Annotated in this window: 17 protein-coding genes; 6 read left to right on the top strand and 11 right to left on the bottom strand. The window is 59.9% G+C overall.

Features of this window, described 5'->3' with window-relative positions; genetic code table 11:
- Positions 1-53 precede the first annotated feature (53 nt).
- From rpsD to ACORLH_RS01155, 4 genes are all read right to left on the bottom strand, one after another.
- Positions 54-674, bottom strand: a complete 621-nt coding sequence (gene rpsD, locus ACORLH_RS01170) for a 30S ribosomal protein S4 (RefSeq protein ID WP_058245355.1) — start codon at positions 672-674, stop codon at positions 54-56.
- 190 nt (positions 675-864) lie between these two features.
- Positions 865-1,929: a Hint domain-containing protein gene (locus ACORLH_RS01165; protein ID WP_321830790.1), complete on the bottom strand. Its 1,065-nt coding sequence runs from the start codon at positions 1,927-1,929 to the stop codon at positions 865-867.
- 180 nt (positions 1,930-2,109) lie between these two features.
- On the bottom strand, positions 2,110-3,024 hold the full coding sequence (locus ACORLH_RS01160) for a lipid A-modifier LpxR family protein (protein WP_321830789.1): 915 nt from the start codon (positions 3,022-3,024) through the stop codon (positions 2,110-2,112).
- Between the two features lie 136 nt (positions 3,025-3,160).
- Complete coding sequence (locus tag ACORLH_RS01155) at positions 3,161-3,589, bottom strand: Lrp/AsnC family transcriptional regulator (RefSeq protein ID WP_058245357.1); 429 nt, start codon at positions 3,587-3,589, stop codon at positions 3,161-3,163.
- 144 nt (positions 3,590-3,733) lie between these two features.
- Here ACORLH_RS01155 and rocF point away from each other — a divergent pair, with 144 nt between their 5' ends.
- The 3 genes from rocF to ACORLH_RS01140 are packed head-to-tail and all read left to right on the top strand — an operon-like array spanning position 3,734 to position 6,617.
- Positions 3,734-4,663, top strand: a complete 930-nt coding sequence (gene rocF, locus ACORLH_RS01150) for an arginase (RefSeq protein WP_321830788.1) — start codon at positions 3,734-3,736, stop codon at positions 4,661-4,663.
- Entirely contained in the window at positions 4,660-5,574 is a 915-nt protein-coding gene (gene ctlX, locus ACORLH_RS01145) for a citrulline utilization hydrolase CtlX (protein ID WP_321830787.1), read from the top strand. Before rocF ends, ctlX begins: the two co-directional genes overlap by 4 nt.
- Positions 5,571-6,617, top strand: a complete 1,047-nt coding sequence (locus tag ACORLH_RS01140; protein ID WP_321830786.1) for an ornithine cyclodeaminase — start codon at positions 5,571-5,573, stop codon at positions 6,615-6,617. Before ctlX ends, ACORLH_RS01140 begins: the two co-directional genes overlap by 4 nt.
- On the opposite strand, the gene ACORLH_RS01135 is transcribed toward ACORLH_RS01140, so the two are convergent.
- A complete protein-coding gene (locus tag ACORLH_RS01135; RefSeq protein ID WP_321830785.1) occupies positions 6,614-7,531 on the bottom strand; it encodes a hydrogen peroxide-inducible genes activator in 918 nt (305 codons plus the stop codon). The genes ACORLH_RS01140 and ACORLH_RS01135 overlap by 4 nt on opposite strands.
- Before the next feature lie 145 nt (positions 7,532-7,676).
- Here ACORLH_RS01135 and katG point away from each other — a divergent pair, with 145 nt between their 5' ends.
- A complete protein-coding gene (gene katG, locus ACORLH_RS01130) occupies positions 7,677-9,857 on the top strand; it encodes a catalase/peroxidase HPI (protein ID WP_321830784.1) in 2,181 nt (726 codons plus the stop codon).
- 76 nt (positions 9,858-9,933) lie between these two features.
- On the opposite strand, the gene ACORLH_RS01125 is transcribed toward katG, so the two are convergent.
- The 6 genes from ACORLH_RS01125 to ACORLH_RS01100 form a co-directional block, all read right to left on the bottom strand.
- On the bottom strand, positions 9,934-10,914 hold the full coding sequence (locus tag ACORLH_RS01125; RefSeq protein ID WP_321830783.1) for a D-2-hydroxyacid dehydrogenase family protein: 981 nt from the start codon (positions 10,912-10,914) through the stop codon (positions 9,934-9,936).
- Between the two features lie 107 nt (positions 10,915-11,021).
- The gene (locus ACORLH_RS01120) at positions 11,022-11,870 is read right to left on the bottom strand and encodes an ABC transporter permease (protein WP_321830782.1); all 849 of its coding nucleotides are present in this window, start codon (positions 11,868-11,870) and stop codon (positions 11,022-11,024) included.
- 12 nt (positions 11,871-11,882) lie between these two features.
- Positions 11,883-12,740 (bottom strand): ABC transporter permease, encoded by an 858-nt coding sequence (locus ACORLH_RS01115; protein ID WP_321830781.1) that lies wholly within the window; start codon positions 12,738-12,740, stop codon positions 11,883-11,885.
- Positions 12,740-13,840 carry an ABC transporter ATP-binding protein gene (locus ACORLH_RS01110; RefSeq protein ID WP_321830780.1) on the bottom strand — a complete coding sequence of 367 codons (1,101 nt, stop codon included), beginning with the start codon at positions 13,838-13,840 and terminating at the stop codon, positions 12,740-12,742. Before ACORLH_RS01110 ends, ACORLH_RS01115 begins: the two co-directional genes overlap by 1 nt.
- A gap of 71 nt (positions 13,841-13,911) precedes the next feature.
- The gene (locus ACORLH_RS01105) at positions 13,912-14,979 is read right to left on the bottom strand and encodes an extracellular solute-binding protein (protein WP_321830778.1); all 1,068 of its coding nucleotides are present in this window, start codon (positions 14,977-14,979) and stop codon (positions 13,912-13,914) included.
- Between the two features lie 311 nt (positions 14,980-15,290).
- Positions 15,291-15,539 carry a (2Fe-2S)-binding protein gene (locus tag ACORLH_RS01100; RefSeq protein ID WP_321830777.1) on the bottom strand — a complete coding sequence of 83 codons (249 nt, stop codon included), beginning with the start codon at positions 15,537-15,539 and terminating at the stop codon, positions 15,291-15,293.
- A gap of 310 nt (positions 15,540-15,849) precedes the next feature.
- Between ACORLH_RS01100 and ACORLH_RS01095 the strand changes: the two genes are divergently transcribed.
- Together ACORLH_RS01095 and ACORLH_RS01090 are read left to right on the top strand one after the other, a co-directional pair.
- A complete protein-coding gene (locus ACORLH_RS01095) occupies positions 15,850-16,362 on the top strand; it encodes a hypothetical protein (protein WP_321830776.1) in 513 nt (170 codons plus the stop codon).
- Positions 16,359-16,685 carry a hypothetical protein gene (locus tag ACORLH_RS01090; protein WP_321830775.1) on the top strand — a complete coding sequence of 109 codons (327 nt, stop codon included), beginning with the start codon at positions 16,359-16,361 and terminating at the stop codon, positions 16,683-16,685. Before ACORLH_RS01095 ends, ACORLH_RS01090 begins: the two co-directional genes overlap by 4 nt.
- Positions 16,686-16,713: the final 28 nt, after the last annotated feature.

Below are 16,713 nucleotides of genomic sequence, written 5' to 3'. Positions count from 1 at the left end.
ACCCGCCACAAAGGGCGGGTTTTCCGAAAACTTCCGAAGTGGATCGGCGAAGATTAGTTCTTCGCGTAGAATTCAACCACCAGGTTCGGTTCCATAACAACCGGGTACGGCACGTCGGACAGGCCGGGGGTGCGTACGAAGGTTGCGGTCATTTTCGAGTGGTCGGCTTCGATGTAATCTGGAACGTCACGCTCAGGCAGAGCAACGGCTTCCAGCAGGGCAACCATTTGCTTGGAACGATCACGTACTTCGATCACGTCGCCTTCTTTAACGCGGTAGGACGGGATGTTCACGCGCTTGCCGTTCACCAGAACGTGGCCGTGGTTTACGAACTGACGTGCAGCAAACACGGTCGGCACGAATTTGGCGCGGTACACAACGGCGTCCAGACGACGCTCCAGCAGACCGATCAGGTTTTCACCGGTATCGCCTTTAACACGCTCGGCTTCGCCGTAGATGCGACGGAACTGTTTCTCGGTCAGGTCGCCGTAGTAGCCTTTCAGCTTCTGTTTGGCGCGCAGCTGGATACCGAAGTCGGACAGTTTGCCTTTGCGGCGCTGGCCGTGCTGGCCGGGGCCGTATTCGCGACGGTTTACCGGCGACTTGGGGCGACCCCAGATGTTTTCGCCCATGCGGCGGTCAATTTTATACTTGGCAGACGTACGTTTAGTCACGGCTGATCTCCTTCTCGGAACGCTGCCCGGGGGCAGCTATGAAGGGCGTTGTCCTCTTGTCTTGCGACATGACAGGAATCCCCTTGCGGGGGCCACCAACACCAATGAAGTGGCGCTTATACTGCCGATCAACGGAGAGTCAACGCAGCCCAGCGCTGTTTTTCAAGAAAACTTGGGGGAAACGGCCCTATCAGGCCGCTTCATGCATAAAGATCGCGGCCTCAGACTTTGACAGGTTCCGCCGTGCGTAACCGCCATAGCTCTGCGGGTCGGCCTCAATCTCAGGATATTGCGCCAGAAGCCGCATACGGTCGGTGTCATCCAGAGTCGACAGCGCCGCGTTTGAGGGGTGGAAGCTTTCGGTTTCAACCCCATTGGCCCAGAGGATCTGATGATCTGACAAGAGCAGGTGGATATAGGTCACCTCTTTCAGCTGGCTGTCGATACGCACCCGTTTGCCATCGATCAGGTCGCTTGCGGCCACCAACACCTCGGGCGTGTTGAACAGCGCACGGGCCACCTGACCACGGACCAGCATCCGGTGACTGGGCGAGACCAGCAACTCCTGATCCGGGCGATGCACCCCCAGCGCGCCTGCACTGATCCGAATCGGACGCAGCTTGGGCATCGCGAAAAGCCGCGCACCGGTCATCCGGCGCGAGCCGATCCACAGCACCTCTTGGGCGCCATTATCCTTAGTCTGAACCAGATCCCCCTCACGCAGGTCCTGCACCAGCCGGGCGCCCTGGGGCGTCTCAATCCGGGTGCCGGGGGTAAAGCAGATCACCCCGCCGCTGCTGTCGGTGATGTGGTTGTCCTGCATCGCATCCAGCGTGTGATGCACCACCCACAGGTCGCGTCCCTTTGGCGGCATCGCGCCCAGGAACATCAACAGGGGCTGCGCCCCCGCCCCGACCTCAATCAGCGTCAGAGTGTAGGTCGCGGTGCCATCGGTCACCACGATATTGCTGTCCATCAGGGGGTCATCGACCTCGATCCCGGCGAGGTCGGTTCGGTTTTGCTGCGCTGCCCCGACAAGGCGGCGCACCATCCGCGCCGCGCTACGACGCAAATTGGCCTCGCCATCCGCCTGGTCCAAACGCAAAAGTCCACTCGGCCCATCCACTCGCACCGCATCGCCTGACCAAGACCAAGCGGTCCCGACGTCCAGCGCATGCAATGGAGCGGCCCCAATGCCGTCCACCTTCGTTTGTGTCCAGGAGATGACGAACGTGCCGCGAAAGCCCGTTCCCATGCTCGTTTCCTGCCTACGTTTTTATAGTTATTTTATATTTTGTTTTTCCGAGGAATAGCAGAGCCGGGCCTTACTGCAAAGCCCCGTCAAGAATTCGACACATCATTTCGAGAGAACTAAGGCCGAAACGCAACAGCGCGCCCAGGGGCGCGCCGCAGATACTCTACTCTGAATGTAGAATCAGAAGTTTAGGTTCAACCGAAGGGAACCAACGACCTGCCCTTCATCCTGGCCTTCGAACTCTTCGCCCAACCAGGTCACACCGTAGAAGATATTGGTGGTTTCACCCTGCCAATGAACCCCGGCGCGTAGGCGGCTGCGGGTATCGGTCACAGTGTAACCGTCTGCCTCGGGCAGATAGGCGGAGTCACGCACCTTGGCGATATCCCCACCGACCACAAAGCTGAATCCCTCTTCAGGGTTCTGAATCACCCGGTAGCGCTGGCCACTGACCGGATCACGCACCTGCAGCTCGTCCGAGCCGACCCGGCCAAAACTAATGTCCGCGCCAGCTCGCAACATGGTTTCCACCCCGGCGCGCGCCTCAACAAAGGGGCGCAGCTCAACCTGCTCCCCAATCGAAAACGTACGCCCCACCTCGATCACAGCAGTCGGGTGCACCGCGTTGTCAATCTGCGAGGCAAGTGTGCTGTCGGACGCTTTATCGACGCCCAGCAGATCATGCAGCGCGCCCTGGAAGTCACCCAGCAAGGTCATCTCACCCGTCAGGACCATATCCAGACCAACGGCATATTCGATGTTGCTGCGCTCATAATGCGTGTGCAAACCAAAAGAGAGGCTGCCCGCATAGGGGCGATCACCAGCGGCAGGCGTTACCAGATTATCCGGCGCAATGATCTCGGCGTTGATGCGAAATTCCAGCAGCTCACCAAAGGACTGGGGCAAGCCGACTTGGCCTTCCGGGCCCCAGACACGGCTGGAAGCCACCGACCCTGTACGCCAGCGGTCTTGTCCGTCGCCAATAAAATCATTCTGGATGAGGCGGCCATAGCCGATCTGCGTCCGCCCTTCCGCAATGGATTGGGTGGCAAACACAGAAAGCCCGAGGGCAACGAAACCAAGTACACGGATCATACGATCACCTTTCTTAACGCCCCCCAGCGCAAAAGTTGCGTAGCGCAACCGGGACGCGTTAACCAGAAAAATCCGCCCCCTGTCAGACATTCTACAACGGGCGTTGCCGATGTGCCGATTCTCTGACGGCCGGCTGTCACACCGTCACATTGCTCAGCAGCAGGCTCGATTCGGAGTTGGTGACCCCCTTCACCTCGCGGATTTCGCGCAGCACCCGGTCAAACTGCGGCAGGGTCTCGGCACGAATCTCCACCACCAGATCCCAGGCGCCGTTTGTCGAATAGATCATCGTCACCTCGGGGATCGCGCGCAGTGTTCGGATCACCCCACGGGACATGGAGCCCTGCAATTCGACCATCGTGATGGCCCGCACCTGTTCGTGATGGTCTGAATCCGTTTCAATGGTGAAGCGTTTGATCCGCCCCTCTTCCACCAGTGAATCAAGGCGGGTCTTCACTGTGGTGCGCGAGACACCGGTGATATGCGACAGTTCGGTGATCGAGGCGCGGGCGTTGTCACGCAGTGCAGCGATCAATCGGCGATCGGTGGTGGATAGGTCGCTCATGAGGCTCCTCACGCTCACATATTGGTCAATTTGAAACATAAGCCGTCATTTGGAAAAATGGAATGCGCATTTTGCGCAATTTTTTGGCTGACGTGTTTCGATCAGATCAGCACCCTAAGAACATCCCCTCATTCAGGAGCAGACATGACCCCGCTTTGCCAGATCATTGGCGCCCCGGTTCAGACCGGCGCTTCACAACCCGGTTGCCTGATGGGCCCCGCCGCATTCCGCACCGCCGGCCTGCCGGAAACGCTGACCGAACTGGGTTGGCAGGTTGAGGATCTGGGCGATGTGACCCTGCCGCCGCTGGCCCCTGTTGCGCATGAAAACCCGGCCCTGAAAAACCTGGCCGAGATGATCGAATGGACCCGCCTGCTGTCTGCGGCCGCTTATGAGGCGGCCAAGACCTGCGACCGCCCGATCTTCATCGGGGGGGATCATTCGATGGCCGCAGGCACCGTCAGCGGTGTGGCAAAACATGCCGCAGAACAGGGCCGCCCATTGTTTGTGCTGTGGCTCGATGCCCATCCCGACCTGCACACGCTGGACAGCACAACATCGGGCAATCTGCACGGCACGCCCGTCGCCTATTACACCGGCCAGCCCGGTTTCGATCAGTTCCCGCCCGTCGCCGCTGCGGTGGATCCGAAAAATATCTGCATGATGGGCATCCGTTCGGTGGATCCGGCAGAACGACAGCGCATCGCCGATCTGGGCCTGACCGTGCACGACATGCGCGCCATTGATGAACGTGGCATCGTTGGCCCACTGACCGAGTTTCTGGCCAAGGTTCAGGCGGCAAACGGCATGCTGCACGTCAGCCTGGATGTCGACTTCCTAGACCCCTCGATCGCCCCAGCGGTTGGCACCACCGTGCCCGGCGGCGCCACCTTCCGGGAGGCCCATCTGATCATGGAAATGCTGCATGACAGTGACCTTGTGACCTCGCTCGATCTGGTGGAGCTGAACCCCTTCCTGGATGAACGGGGCCGCACGGCCAAGCTGATGACCGACCTCACCGCCAGCCTGTTTGGCCGCCGCGTACTGGATCGCATGACCAGGAGCTACGCATGAACCCGCAGGCCCCCCGCGCGGTCGTCATGGTGCGCCCGCATGCTTTCCGCTCAAACCCTGAAACGCAGGGGGACAACGGATTTCAGACCGCTGGCACCGTCGATGCACAGCAGGCCTTGGCCGAATTTGACACCGCCGTTGCCCAACTGCGTGCGGCAGGTGTGACGGTGCATGTCTTTGAGGATCACGGTGACAAGGACACGCCCGACAGCGTGTTCCCGAACAATTGGTTTTCCACCCATGCCGGCGGTCATGTTGCGCTTTACCCGATGCATGCCGAAAACCGCCGCCGCGAACGGCGCAGCGATGTGATTGAACTGCTCAAGACCGACTACCGCGTGCAGGATGTGATTGACTACTCCGGGCTGGAACAGGACGGGCTGTCGCTGGAAGGCACCGGCGCGATGGTGCTGGACCACCTGCACCGGATTGCCTATGTGGCGCAGTCCAATCGGGCCGATCCTGTGCTGCTGGAACGGTTCTGCACCCACTTCAACTACGAGCCAATGGCCTTTGCCGCCGCAGATCCCGACGGGCTGCCGGTCTACCACACCAATGTCATGATGGGCATCGGCACTGACTATGCGCTGATCTGCCTCGACATGATCCAGGATCCCACCCGCCGCGCCGAAGTGGCCGCCCGTTTGGGCGAAACCCGCGAGGTGATCGACCTGACGGTAGATCAGGTGGCCTCTTTTGCGGGCAACGCGCTGGAGCTGACGGGGACTTCACGCCTCCTGGCGCTTTCGGCCCGGGCCTGGGACGCGCTGCGCTCTGACCAGAAAGCGGTCATTGAGCGCAGCGCCACCGCTTTGCCGTTGAGCATCCCCACACTTGAAACTGCCGGTGGATCGGTCCGCTGCATGCTGGCCGGCATCCATCTTACACCCCGTGAAAGGTTCGCCGCATGACGATTGCCCCTTCCGAGAAGGCCCTGGTGCCCTTCGTATCCGTTGAAAACATGATGAAACTGGTCAATGCCATGGGCGCTGAGGCTGTGCTGACCGAACTGGCCAGCTACATCGAGGCCGATTTCAAACGTTGGCCCGAGTTTGACAAAACCCCGCGTGTTGCCAGCCACTCCACCGATGGGGTGATCGAGTTGATGCCGACGGCGGATGCCGACAACTACGGTTTCAAATACGTCAACGGTCACCCGAAGAACATGAAAGAGGGGCTCCAGACCGTGACCGCCTTTGGAGTGCTGTCGTCGGTGGCCAATGGTTACCCGATCCTTCTGACCGAAATGACCGTTCTGACCGCCCTGCGCACTGCAGCCACCTCGGCGTTGGTGGGCAAATATCTGGCGCCCAAAGGGTCCAAGACCATGGCGATGATCGGCAACGGGGCGCAGTGCGAATTTCAGGCGCTGGCGTTCAAGGCAATCTGCGGCATCGACACCGTGCGCCTTTATGACATTGATCCGGCGGCAACCGAAAAGGCGGCGCGCAACCTGGCCAGTTCCGGCCTGACCGTTGTGTCTTGCAAAAGCGGCGAAGAGGCGATGGAAGGGGCGGAAATCATCACCACCTGCACCGCCGACAAGCAATATGCCACCATCCTGACCGACAACATGGTGGGCAGCGGTGTGCACATCAACGCCATCGGCGGCGACTGCCCGGGCAAGACGGAACTGCACAAGGACATCCTGCTGCGGTCCGAGATCTTTGTGGAATACCCGCCACAGACCCGCATCGAAGGGGAAATCCAGCAGCTGGCCGAAGATCACCCGGTGACCGAGCTGTGGCAGGTCATGCTGGGTGAGGCCGAGGGCCGCAAAGACCCACGCCAGATCACCCTGTTTGACAGCGTTGGCTTTGCCATCGAGGATTTCAGCGCCCTGCGTTATGTCGCCGAGAAGATCAAAGGCACCGAATTCTTTGATATGCTGGACATGCTGGCAGACCCGGATGATCCGCGGGATCTGTTCGGGATGCTGCAGCGCGCCGGTTAAGCCGCGTTACCCTGTCCTAAACCAAGGGCTGCGGCGGCGCTTTGCACCGCCTCGGCCACCTGTGACAACTGTTTTGTCAGGGGATTGCTGCGCCGCCAGATCATGCCGATCTGCCGTTTTGGCTGCGGCTCCGGGAACCGCGCCACCGCAACATTGGCGGATCGTGTTTCCACCGGCACCGCCATATCGGGGATCAGCGTCACCCCAATCCCAGCCCCCACCATCTGCACCAAGGTCGACAGCGAACTGCCATCCAGCAGCTCCCGCGGGGCGGACGCGCTAATGGAGCAGAAGGACAGCGCCTGATCGCGGAAACAATGCCCCTCCTCCAACAGCAGCAGCCGCATCTCACGCAGGCGGTCTGGCCCCGGCACCGGCTGATCCGCATCGGCCTCAGGTCGGACCAGCACAAACTGTTCCTCAAAAAGGGGCACCTCGGTGAAGGCAGGTTCTGAAATGGGCAAGGCGACGATGGCGATATCCAAAGCCCCCTCCTTCAATTCTTGCAGCAACTTCGGTGTCACGGTTTCCCGCAAACGCAGGTCAATTTCCGGATGCTCCCGCGCCAGCGTTTCGACCACCCGCGGCAACAGATAGGGCGCCACCGTGGGAATCACCCCGATGCGCAACCGCCCCACCAGACGGTCCTGCGAGGCCCGCGCCAATTCCCCCAGCTCATCCACCGATCGCAGAATTTGCTGCACCCGGCCGGCAAACTCCTCACCAAAGCGGGTCAGCCGCACCTGACGCGCCCCGCGCTCAAACAGTTTGGCGCCCAAAGTCTCCTCCAACTCTTTGATCTGCACAGACAAAGCAGGCTGTGACACGGCGCAGGCATCGGCCGCCTGACCGAAGTGAGACAGGCGCGCCACGGCCTCAAAATAGCGGAGTTGGCGGAGGGTAATGTTAATCATAACTTCAAACTATCGCAGCAATCGGAAAATGCAATTTTTTCTAATTGAGATTCTGCCCTAGCTTACTCCTCAAGACAGGTTGGGACCTGCGACCGGGCCCCGCCATGCCAGATTCACAAAAGCGATTCCAGCAAGGAGACTGATAATGGACGGAAATGACATCAAACCCACCGGCTGCCCGGTGATGCATGGCTCTGCCAGCCTCAACAGCCGTTCCAACCGTGATTGGTGGCCAAACCAGCTGAACCTCAAGATCCTGCATCAACATGGTGCTGACACCAGCCCGATGGATCAGGATTTCAACTATGCCGAAGCGTTCAAGGCGCTGGACCTGAAAGCGGTGAAAGAAGACCTCTATGCCCTGATGACAGACAGTCAGGATTGGTGGCCCGCAGATTACGGTCACTATGGCGGCCTGTTCATCCGCATGGCCTGGCACTCGGCAGGGACCTACCGCACCTTTGACGGCCGCGGCGGCGCCGGTACGGGCAACCAGCGTTTTGCACCGCTGAACAGCTGGCCTGACAACGGCAACCTCGACAAGGCGCGCCGCCTGCTGTGGCCGATCAAACAGAAATACGGCAACAGCCTCAGCTGGGCGGACCTCTACATTCTGGCAGGCAACTGCGCGCTGGAATCCATGGGGTTCAAAACCTTCGGCTTTGCCGGTGGTCGCGAAGATATCTGGGGCCCCGAGGAAGACATCTACTGGGGTGCGGAAACCGAATGGCTGGCGACCTCGGACAAGGAAAACAGCCGCTACTCGGGCGACCGGGAGTTGGACAACCCGCTGGCCGCAGTGCAGATGGGCCTGATCTACGTGAACCCCGAAGGCCCGGATGGGCAGCCCGACATTCTGGCCTCAGGCCGCGACGTGCGCGACACCTTTGCCCGCATGGCTATGAACGATGAAGAAACCGTAGCACTGGTTGCCGGCGGCCACACCTTCGGCAAGGCGCATGGCGCAGGCGATCCTGGTCTGGTCGGCCCCGATCCCGAAGCCGCCCCGCTGGAGGCCATGGGCTTTGGCTGGATCAACAGCCATGGCACCGGCAAAGGCGATGACACCACCACATCGGGCATCGAAGGCGCCTGGACTGCCAATCCCACCAAATGGGACAACGGCTATTTCGACCTGCTGTTCGGTTATGACTGGAACCTGACCAAGAGCCCCTCGGGCGCCTGGATCTGGGAACCTGTTGGTGTGGATGAGGATCACATGGCCCCGCAGGCCCATGATCCCTCAAAGAAGGTCAAAACCATGATGACCACCGCCGATATGGCGATGCGCATGGATCCGATCTATGGCCCGATCTCGCGCCGGTTCCACAAGAACCCGGAAGAGTTCGCCGATGCCTTTGCCCGCGCCTGGTTCAAACTGACCCACCGCGATATGGGCCCCCGCGCGCGTTATCTGGGCGCTGAGGTGCCGGCAGAGGAACTGATCTGGCAGGATCCGATCCCCGCGTCGGAAACCGATGTGACCGATGCAGACATTGCGGCATTGAAGGAACAGGTGTTGGCCTCAGGTCTGAGCGTCTCAGAACTGGTGAAAACCGCATGGGCCTCTGCTTCGACCTATCGCGGGTCGGACATGCGCGGTGGCGCTAATGGTGCTCGCATCCGTCTGGCGCCGCAAAACAGCTGGACAGTGAACGAGCCGGAAAGCCTGAACAAAGTCCTGAACGCGCTGGAAGGCATCCGCGCCGGGTTCGGCAAGCCGATTTCCATGGCGGATCTGATCGTACTGGCTGGCAACGCCGCAGTGGAAGCAGCCGCCAAAGCCGGTGGTCAAGATCTGACGCTGACCTTCACACCGGGCCGAGGTGATGCAACTGCTGAGCAGACGGACGCAGAAAGCTTTGAGGTGCTGGAACCCTTTGCCGATGGTTTCCGCAACTACAGCCGGAATGCCAAGGCCAATACGGCCGAACAGCTGGTGGACAAGGCGCAGCTTCTGGGTCTCAGCGCACCAGAGATGACCGTGCTGATCGGTGGTCTGCGGGTGCTGGGCGCCAACTTTGGGGACAGCCAGCATGGTGTCTTCACCGATCAGCCCGGGGTGCTGTCGCAGGACTTCTTCCGCACGGTTCTGGACATGGGCCTGAGCTGGAGCAAGGCCGATGATGGCAGCTATGAGGGCCGCGATGCGTCGGGCGCTGTGAAACACACCGGTACCGCTGTGGATCTGCTGTTCGGTTCAAACTCGCAGCTGCGGGCGCTGGCCGAAGCCTATGCACAGGACGACGCCGCCGGTCGCTTTGCCTGCGACTTTGCCAGCGCATGGACCAAGGTGATGATGGCGGATCGTTTCGACGTCGCTTAAGCGCCGACCTTCATAAACATCAAAAGGGCGCGGCCAACCCAGCCGCGCCCTTTTTGCGTTCTCAAAGGGTTCGCGATCATGTTGCCCCAGAATAGGCCTCAGGGTTGATCATATGGATCGGGGTGCCAGCAGCATAGGCCACCACCTGATCAAAGATATCTGAGAATTGCAGGTCAAACTCATCCTCGGTCACAAAGCCAATATGCGGTGTGGCGATGAGGTTGGGGTGACGCAGCAATGGATCATCGGGATCTGTCAGCGGTTCTGTGTCAAAGACATCCACCGCCGCCTTGCCCGGCCGCCCAGCCTGCAAGGCTGACAACAACGCCCCCGGCGCCACCAGCCCGGCACGCGAGGTGTTCACAAACAACGCCCCCGGCTGCATTTGGCCCAAATCCGCCGCCGCGATGATACCGCGTGTTTCCGGTTTCAGCCGCACATGGACGGACAGCACGTCAGAACTGGCAAAAAACGCCGCCCGGCTTTCAGCCACTGCGGCGCCATCCGCCGCGGCCCGGGCGCGGCCCGCCTCAGACGCCCACCATTGCACCTGCATGCCAAAGGCTGCGGCATAGCCAGCAACCGTTTTGGCAATTCGGCCATAACCGTAGAGCCCCAGCCGACGCCCGCGCAGCGTCTTGCCGACGCCCACCTGCCAGGTGCCCGCCTTGGTGCTGGCCATCTGCGCCGGCAGATCCCGCATCCCGGCCATGATCAACGCCCAGGTCAGTTCTGCCGCGGCATAGGCCGGTGCCCCACCATGCATGTTGGAACACAGAAGCACCCCATAATCGGAACAGGCCTGCACATCGACATGCGGATAGGCGGAACGTTGCGAGATCAGCTTCAGATTGGGCAGGCGTTCCAACAAGGCGCGGGTGATCTGGGTCCGTTCGCGAAACAGCACCAGCACCTCAGCCTCCTGCAGGCGTGCCGCCAGTTGTTCCACATCATCACAGTGATCGGTCCAGACCGTCACATCCAGCCCCTGCAGCTTGGCAAAACAGGGCAGCGCGCGCAGCGTGTCAAACCAATCGTCGAGAATATGAACCTTCATCTGTTCCCTCCCTATACGCGGTGTGAGGGCCGCCTGCCGATCGGCAGAACCCGCCCCTCAAAATGAAAGCGGCACCTGCATTATGCCCGGTGCCGCTTTCGTTAAGTCTATTTCTTCTGGAAGAAGATCATGATCAGCGCCAGACAACTGGACCCCAGCATCAGCAGCAATGACACCGCATTCAGCAGCGGCGTCGAGCCTTCTTTCAGGCGGTCAAACATCGCAATGGTCAGCGGCGCGTCCGAGCCCACCAGCATCAGCGTGGTGTTGAAGTTTTCAAAGCTCATCAGGAAGGAGACCACAAAGGCCCCCACCATCGCCGGCGCCAGATAGGGCAGAGTGATGGTGCGGATCGCCACCAGTCGACCTGCGCCAAGGTTCAGCGCCGCCTCTTCAAGGGTGCGGTCAAACTTCTGCAAACGGGCGCCGATCACCAGCGTGGCAATTGTGGTGATGAAGGAAAACTGCCCCAAGATCACAAGCAGAAGGCCCGGGCGCAGTGCTTCGATATCAATGCGGTACCCATCCCAGAGGCCATTGGCCACACGGCTGGAAAACACCAGAATCGAAATACCCAGCACGATGCCCGGGATCACCAGCGGCAGCAGCATCAGCACGTAGAGGATGCCCTGACCACGGAACTTGTACCGGTTGAACAGGAAGGCGTTGGACAGGCCAACCGCCACCGCAAGCGCCGACACCAGCACCGAAACAAGGATCGAGGTGCCGATCGCCCGCAGGATCGAGCGTTCGTGGAACACACCGATCATCGGGCGCTCATCACCGAAGAACCAGTTCCAGGTGAACCCTTCCCACGGCAGTGACGGGAACTGGCTGTCGTTGAAGGCAAAGCCCGCAACCACCAGCAGCGGCAGCGCCAGGAAGACAAAGAAGACCACGATATAGGCCGCATAGGCGGTGGTCAGGAAACGGGATTGGGGAATAGATGGAATCATGATGTCTCTCCCTTAGCCCATTGTTTTCTCAAGCGACTGACCGGTCAGCTTCAACATGCCCCAGACAATCGCTGAGGACAGGATCAGCAGCATGAAGCCAAAGGCGGATCCCAGTTCCCAGTTGAAGCGCACGATGAACTGCGAATAGATCAGCTCGGTGAACCACAGGCTTTCCTTGCCGCCCAGCATGGTGGGGGTCAGGTAGTTGCCAAGGCTCAGCATGAAGACCACGATACAGCCCGACACGATGCCCGGCATGGCGTGGGGGATGATGATTTCACGCAGAACACTCAGGCCAGAACCGCCAAGATCATAGCCCGCCTCAATCACCTCATCCGGCAGGTTTTCCAGCGTGGTCACCAGCGGCACCACCATGAACAGCATCGAGGTGTAGACAAGGCCCAGCATGATCGCGCCGTCATTGTACAGCATCTCCACCGGACCGTCGGCGAGGCCAACAAACTGCAACAGGTTTGAAAAGATGCCGGTTTCGCGCAGCAGGATCATCCAGCCGAAGGTTCGCACCAGTTCTGACACCCAGAAGGGCACCAGACACATCAGGAACAGCGCCGATTGCAACCGGCCCTTGACCATCTTGGCGATGTAGTAGCTGACCGGAAAGGCGATCAGCAGGGTCATCAGCGTCGCCAGGATCGACATCACAGCGGTGCGCAGGAAGGTCCAGAGGTACAGCGGTTCCTGAAAGAAGGTCAGGTAATTCGCCAGACTGGTCTGGTATTTGCCCACCCCGATGCGTTCCTGCAGCGAGACGATGAACATATCAACATGCGGGATGAAGATCAGCAGCGACAGCCACAAAAGCAGTGGCGTCAGCAGCAGACCCAGCCCAACTTTGGCTTCGGTCCGCATCAGTTGCCCCCTGCTTTGAAACAGTTGCCCTGATCCGAGGCCCAGCCGATGTGGACCGCATCACCCTTGGCGATCGAGGAGAACTCACCCGATTGCGGCAGGTTCACTTCGATCTCCTCACGGCCATCTTCGGAGCCAACAAGGATCCGGCTGGCGGCCCCATTGAACAGGAGTGAGGTCACGCGGCTGGAAATCTGGTTGTCAAAATGCGCCAGATCGGCGGCGTCATGGGCAATCCGGATCGCTTCGGGGCGGACAAAAACATCGGCCTGCTGCCCGTCGCTCAGATCCCGGCCATGGGTTGCACCGCGCAGGGTCAGACCATTTTCAGTGACCAGCTCAATCGCGTCGCCCTCTTTACGAGTGACCTTTCCCTGCCAGCGATTGGTGTCGCCGACAAACCCCGCCACAAAGGCGCTTTCGGGGCGGTAGTAGAGATCCTGACCGCTGCCCATCTGTTCAAACTGGCCGTTGTTCATCACGGCAATGTTGTCGGACATCACCAACGCCTCGGATTGGTCGTGAGTGATGTAGACAAAGGTGGTGTCAAAGGCGGCCTGCAGCGACTTCAGCTCAACCTTCATGCGTTCACGCAGCTTCAGATCCAGCGCGCCCAGCGGTTCATCCAACAGCAGCACATCGGGTTCCAGCACCATACAGCGGGCAATGGCCACACGCTGTTTCTGACCACCGGACAGCTCATCTACCTTGCGGCTGCCGATGCCCGGCAGGCCAATACGGTCCAGCGCCTCATCCACTTTGCGGGCGATCTGGGTCTTGTCCATGCCCTGACGGCGCAGGCCATAACCGATGTTGTCAGCGATATTCATCATCGGAAACAGGGCCAGATGCTGGAACACCATGTTCACCGGGCGCTTGTTGGGCGCCACGTTCAGGACCGATTTACCCTTAATGCGAATGTCACCTTCGCTGGGCTCCAGAAAGCCTGCGATCATGCGCATGATGGTGGTTTTGCCACAGCCCGACGGCCCGAGGATCGAAAAGAACGACCCAGGCGGCACCTGGAAGGAAACGTTTTCAACGGCGGTGGTGTCGCCAAACCGTTTGGTCAGCGCAGAACATTCAAGATCGGGAGTCATCATCGGGTCCGTAAAAAGTGCAGACGCCCGCCCCAACAGGGGGCAGGCGTCACGTTTGAAGTCAAAAAGGCTTAGTTGGCCGCTTTCACGCGATCCAGAACACCACCTTCGATGGCTTCCAGACCGGCAGGAACCGGCGGGTACCATTTGATGTTGTCGATGGCTTCCTGCGGGAAGGAGGCCTGGTAACGGGCTTTCAGCGCGTCATCTGCATAGGCGTCAGCGCCCTGTGATGCGGTGAAGTTGCCAGCGGCGGCAGTGATCATTGCGGCCACTTCCGGCTGCATCACGAAGTTGATCCAGGCATAGGCCGCGTCATCTGCTTTGCCTTTGGCAGGCAGAACAAAGGTGTCGATCCAGCCCAGTGCACCAGCTTCAGGCGCAACAAAGGTGATGTCTGCCATATCGGCGTTCAGCTTCCAGCCGCCGGTGTCCCATGCCATCGAAGCAACAACTTCGCCCGAGCGCAGCAGGCCCATCAGCTCATCGCCGCCACCCCAGTAGGTTTTGACGTTGGCTTTACATTCGGTCAGCTTGTCTTCGACTTTGCCCATGATCTCGGCATAGGCGGCTTCGTCGCCATAGGCGGCAAACGGATCCAGACCCATCGAGTAGGCGAAACCGATCAGGGTCGGGCGCTTCAGACGGTAGGAAACCTTGCCGGCAACATCTGCGTTACACAGGTCGGTGTAGTCTTTAACCGACGCCGCTTTGGCGGTGTCGACAACCAGACCCGAGGTGCCCCAAACGTGCGGAACGCCATAGACTTCACCGTCAACGGTGGTGTTGCCTTTGGTGGCTTCCAGCATCGAAGGGATGAACTGCGAGGCGTCGATCTTGCTCAGATCGATGGGTTTGTAGATTCCAAACTCGGCCTGCGGGCCGGCGATACGGTCCTGCGACGGCTGAGCCAGGTCAAAACCGCCGCCACGGGTGGCGCGCAGCTTGGCGATCATTTCTTCGTTGTTCGATTTGGTCACCTCAACGGTGTGGCCGGTTTCGGCCTCAAACTTCGCAATAACGTCTTCCGGAGCGTAGCCGCCCCAGGTCAGCAGGCGCAGCGTGTCTGCCGAAGCAGCCGAGGTGCCCGCAACAACAGCAGCGACAGCCGCCGAAACAATAAACGAATGGGTTTTCATGTGTCTTATCCCTGTTGAAGACTCGCATATGATCATGCGAGCATGCGTCGGTACTTTGGTGGGTTTTGACCCTCTGGTCAAACGCAAACCCGCGCCAAAACGCGATAACAAGTCGGTCAATCGCGCAAGAACGAACAAAAAAGCGAAACAAAATCAATGCCGCGGACGGACCATCCCCGTAGGTCTACTGCATCAATCCGCAATCAGCCGGTCCTCCAGCCCCAACCCTGCGCCGCTGCGCAAATTCTAAGCGTTGTGTGTTTTTCAGGCATAGCGTTTGTGCTGGAACGCCGGTGGCGCCCCAGAAAGGATCACACCAGCTGTTGAGCCGCAGCGCCGGTGCGGCGCAGCCCGCGCAGTTCCGCGGGAACCTCGGTGTTGGGATTGTCGCGCATTTTGGACACAAACAGTTTGATGCAGCCACCGCAGTTCGGGGATTTGCCCAAGGCGTGATAGATCTTCCCAGGCGTGATGATCGCAGTCTCATCCGACGCGCGCATCCAATCGATGGCGGCGTGGATATCTTTGTCGCTGATGGCTTCGCAGCTGCAAATGATCATTCTGGGGTCCGTCTTTGAGTGCCCCCGAAATAGCCGAGTAAAACAATCAGGGTCAATACCCGAGTCTAAAGCTCGGAATTCTAAGCCGGTTTACGACATCGCCTTATCAGGGCCTACGAATCACTTGCCAGCCACGCGCACCCAAAAAGTGATACTGGCGAATTTTCGCCAACCTCAGGTCGCGTGACACACTATGCTTTTAGGGGATTGCAAAAACCAAGTATTTTTGTCAGTTAATGGCCAAGCCAAGTCAGCCCTCCCTCGGTCAGCCAGGTCCCTTCACTCAGTTTCCGTTTGGAAAGGACCCGAAATGACACTGCACCCGACTGCATTGACCGCCTGCACCCGACGCGTAGACAGCTGTCACTACGACACGTTTGAAATGGGCCTGCTGCCGGTCATCCGTCACATGCTCACCACCTATCGCAGCCCGGAAACCCAGGCTTGGGTCCGTGCCCAGACCGTTGCCGTGGAACGCTGGGGCGAAACCGTTGGTCTGGCCCTGTGTCAGCGCATGCAGGGTGTCATCCGTATGCTGTGGGAATGCCGCAAGTCGGATCTGTCCTTCATGGATCCGCTGGATCTGGATCAACGTGCCCTGCTCAGCGATGACGAAGAGGCACTGATGGACATGCTGCACCATATGCGCCGTGATCAGACCCCAAAAGCGCGTGACGCAGTTGAGCGGCTGACCGGCGGTATGATGGACCCACATCTGATCCGCGAAGGCCTGAAACTGGCCGCCCGCTTCCCCGCCGTTGGTGAGGCGCCCCCGTCGCGCCACAGCGGCCCGCGCCTCAGCGTTGTGGGGGGCACTGCATGAGCAAACAAACAGCGTTTAACGCACAGCGTCGCATCCGCCCCGCCGTGTTGCAACTGCGCGGCCAGCTGGACGGTGCCGGACAGGCCGGTAGTTTCCGCCAAGTGACCGAGGCCCTTTCAGCAGCAGCGCAGGTGCTGTCGCATGATGCCAGCCATTTCTATGCCGAGACGGAGTTTGGCACCATTGAGGCCTGGCGTGCGGAGCGGCAGATGCAGATCCTTCTGCGCAGCCCACATCACACCCGTCTGGACCGGATGCGTCAGCAGGTTGATCAGGCCTGTGCCCCGCTACCGACAACGCAACGGCCAATCTGGCAGGCGTAATCACGCCCCCAATCGCGGGATCCTTCCC

Origin of the sequence: Thalassovita sp., from assembly GCF_963691685.1 — a bacterium.
Lineage (GTDB): Bacteria > Pseudomonadota > Alphaproteobacteria > Rhodobacterales > Rhodobacteraceae > Thalassobius.
Note: the sequence above shows the minus strand (reverse complement) of the source record. Positions and strands in the feature narration are given on the sequence as shown.

What these genes read in the sequence shown, in the direction of transcription:
- ACORLH_RS01165 (WP_321830790.1), bottom strand. Translation starts at nt 1,929, where the DNA reads ATGGGAACGGGCTTTCGCGGCACGTTCGTCATCTCCTGGACACAAACG.
- ACORLH_RS01160 (WP_321830789.1), bottom strand. Translation starts at nt 3,024, where the DNA reads ATGATCCGTGTACTTGGTTTCGTTGCCCTCGGGCTTTCTGTGTTTGCC.
- ACORLH_RS01155 (WP_058245357.1), bottom strand. Translation starts at nt 3,589, where the DNA reads ATGAGCGACCTATCCACCACCGATCGCCGATTGATCGCTGCACTGCGT.
- rocF (WP_321830788.1), top strand. Translation starts at nt 3,734, where the DNA reads ATGACCCCGCTTTGCCAGATCATTGGCGCCCCGGTTCAGACCGGCGCT.
- ctlX (WP_321830787.1), top strand. Translation starts at nt 4,660, where the DNA reads ATGAACCCGCAGGCCCCCCGCGCGGTCGTCATGGTGCGCCCGCATGCT.
- ACORLH_RS01140 (WP_321830786.1), top strand. Translation starts at nt 5,571, where the DNA reads ATGACGATTGCCCCTTCCGAGAAGGCCCTGGTGCCCTTCGTATCCGTT.
- ACORLH_RS01135 (WP_321830785.1), bottom strand. Translation starts at nt 7,531, where the DNA reads ATGATTAACATTACCCTCCGCCAACTCCGCTATTTTGAGGCCGTGGCG.
- katG (WP_321830784.1), top strand. Translation starts at nt 7,677, where the DNA reads ATGGACGGAAATGACATCAAACCCACCGGCTGCCCGGTGATGCATGGC.
- ACORLH_RS01125 (WP_321830783.1), bottom strand. Translation starts at nt 10,914, where the DNA reads ATGAAGGTTCATATTCTCGACGATTGGTTTGACACGCTGCGCGCGCTG.
- ACORLH_RS01120 (WP_321830782.1), bottom strand. Translation starts at nt 11,870, where the DNA reads ATGATTCCATCTATTCCCCAATCCCGTTTCCTGACCACCGCCTATGCG.
- ACORLH_RS01115 (WP_321830781.1), bottom strand. Translation starts at nt 12,740, where the DNA reads ATGCGGACCGAAGCCAAAGTTGGGCTGGGTCTGCTGCTGACGCCACTG.
- ACORLH_RS01110 (WP_321830780.1), bottom strand. Translation starts at nt 13,840, where the DNA reads ATGACTCCCGATCTTGAATGTTCTGCGCTGACCAAACGGTTTGGCGAC.
- ACORLH_RS01105 (WP_321830778.1), bottom strand. Translation starts at nt 14,979, where the DNA reads ATGAAAACCCATTCGTTTATTGTTTCGGCGGCTGTCGCTGCTGTTGTT.
- ACORLH_RS01100 (WP_321830777.1), bottom strand. Translation starts at nt 15,539, where the DNA reads ATGATCATTTGCAGCTGCGAAGCCATCAGCGACAAAGATATCCACGCC.
- ACORLH_RS01095 (WP_321830776.1), top strand. Translation starts at nt 15,850, where the DNA reads ATGACACTGCACCCGACTGCATTGACCGCCTGCACCCGACGCGTAGAC.
- ACORLH_RS01090 (WP_321830775.1), top strand. Translation starts at nt 16,359, where the DNA reads ATGAGCAAACAAACAGCGTTTAACGCACAGCGTCGCATCCGCCCCGCC.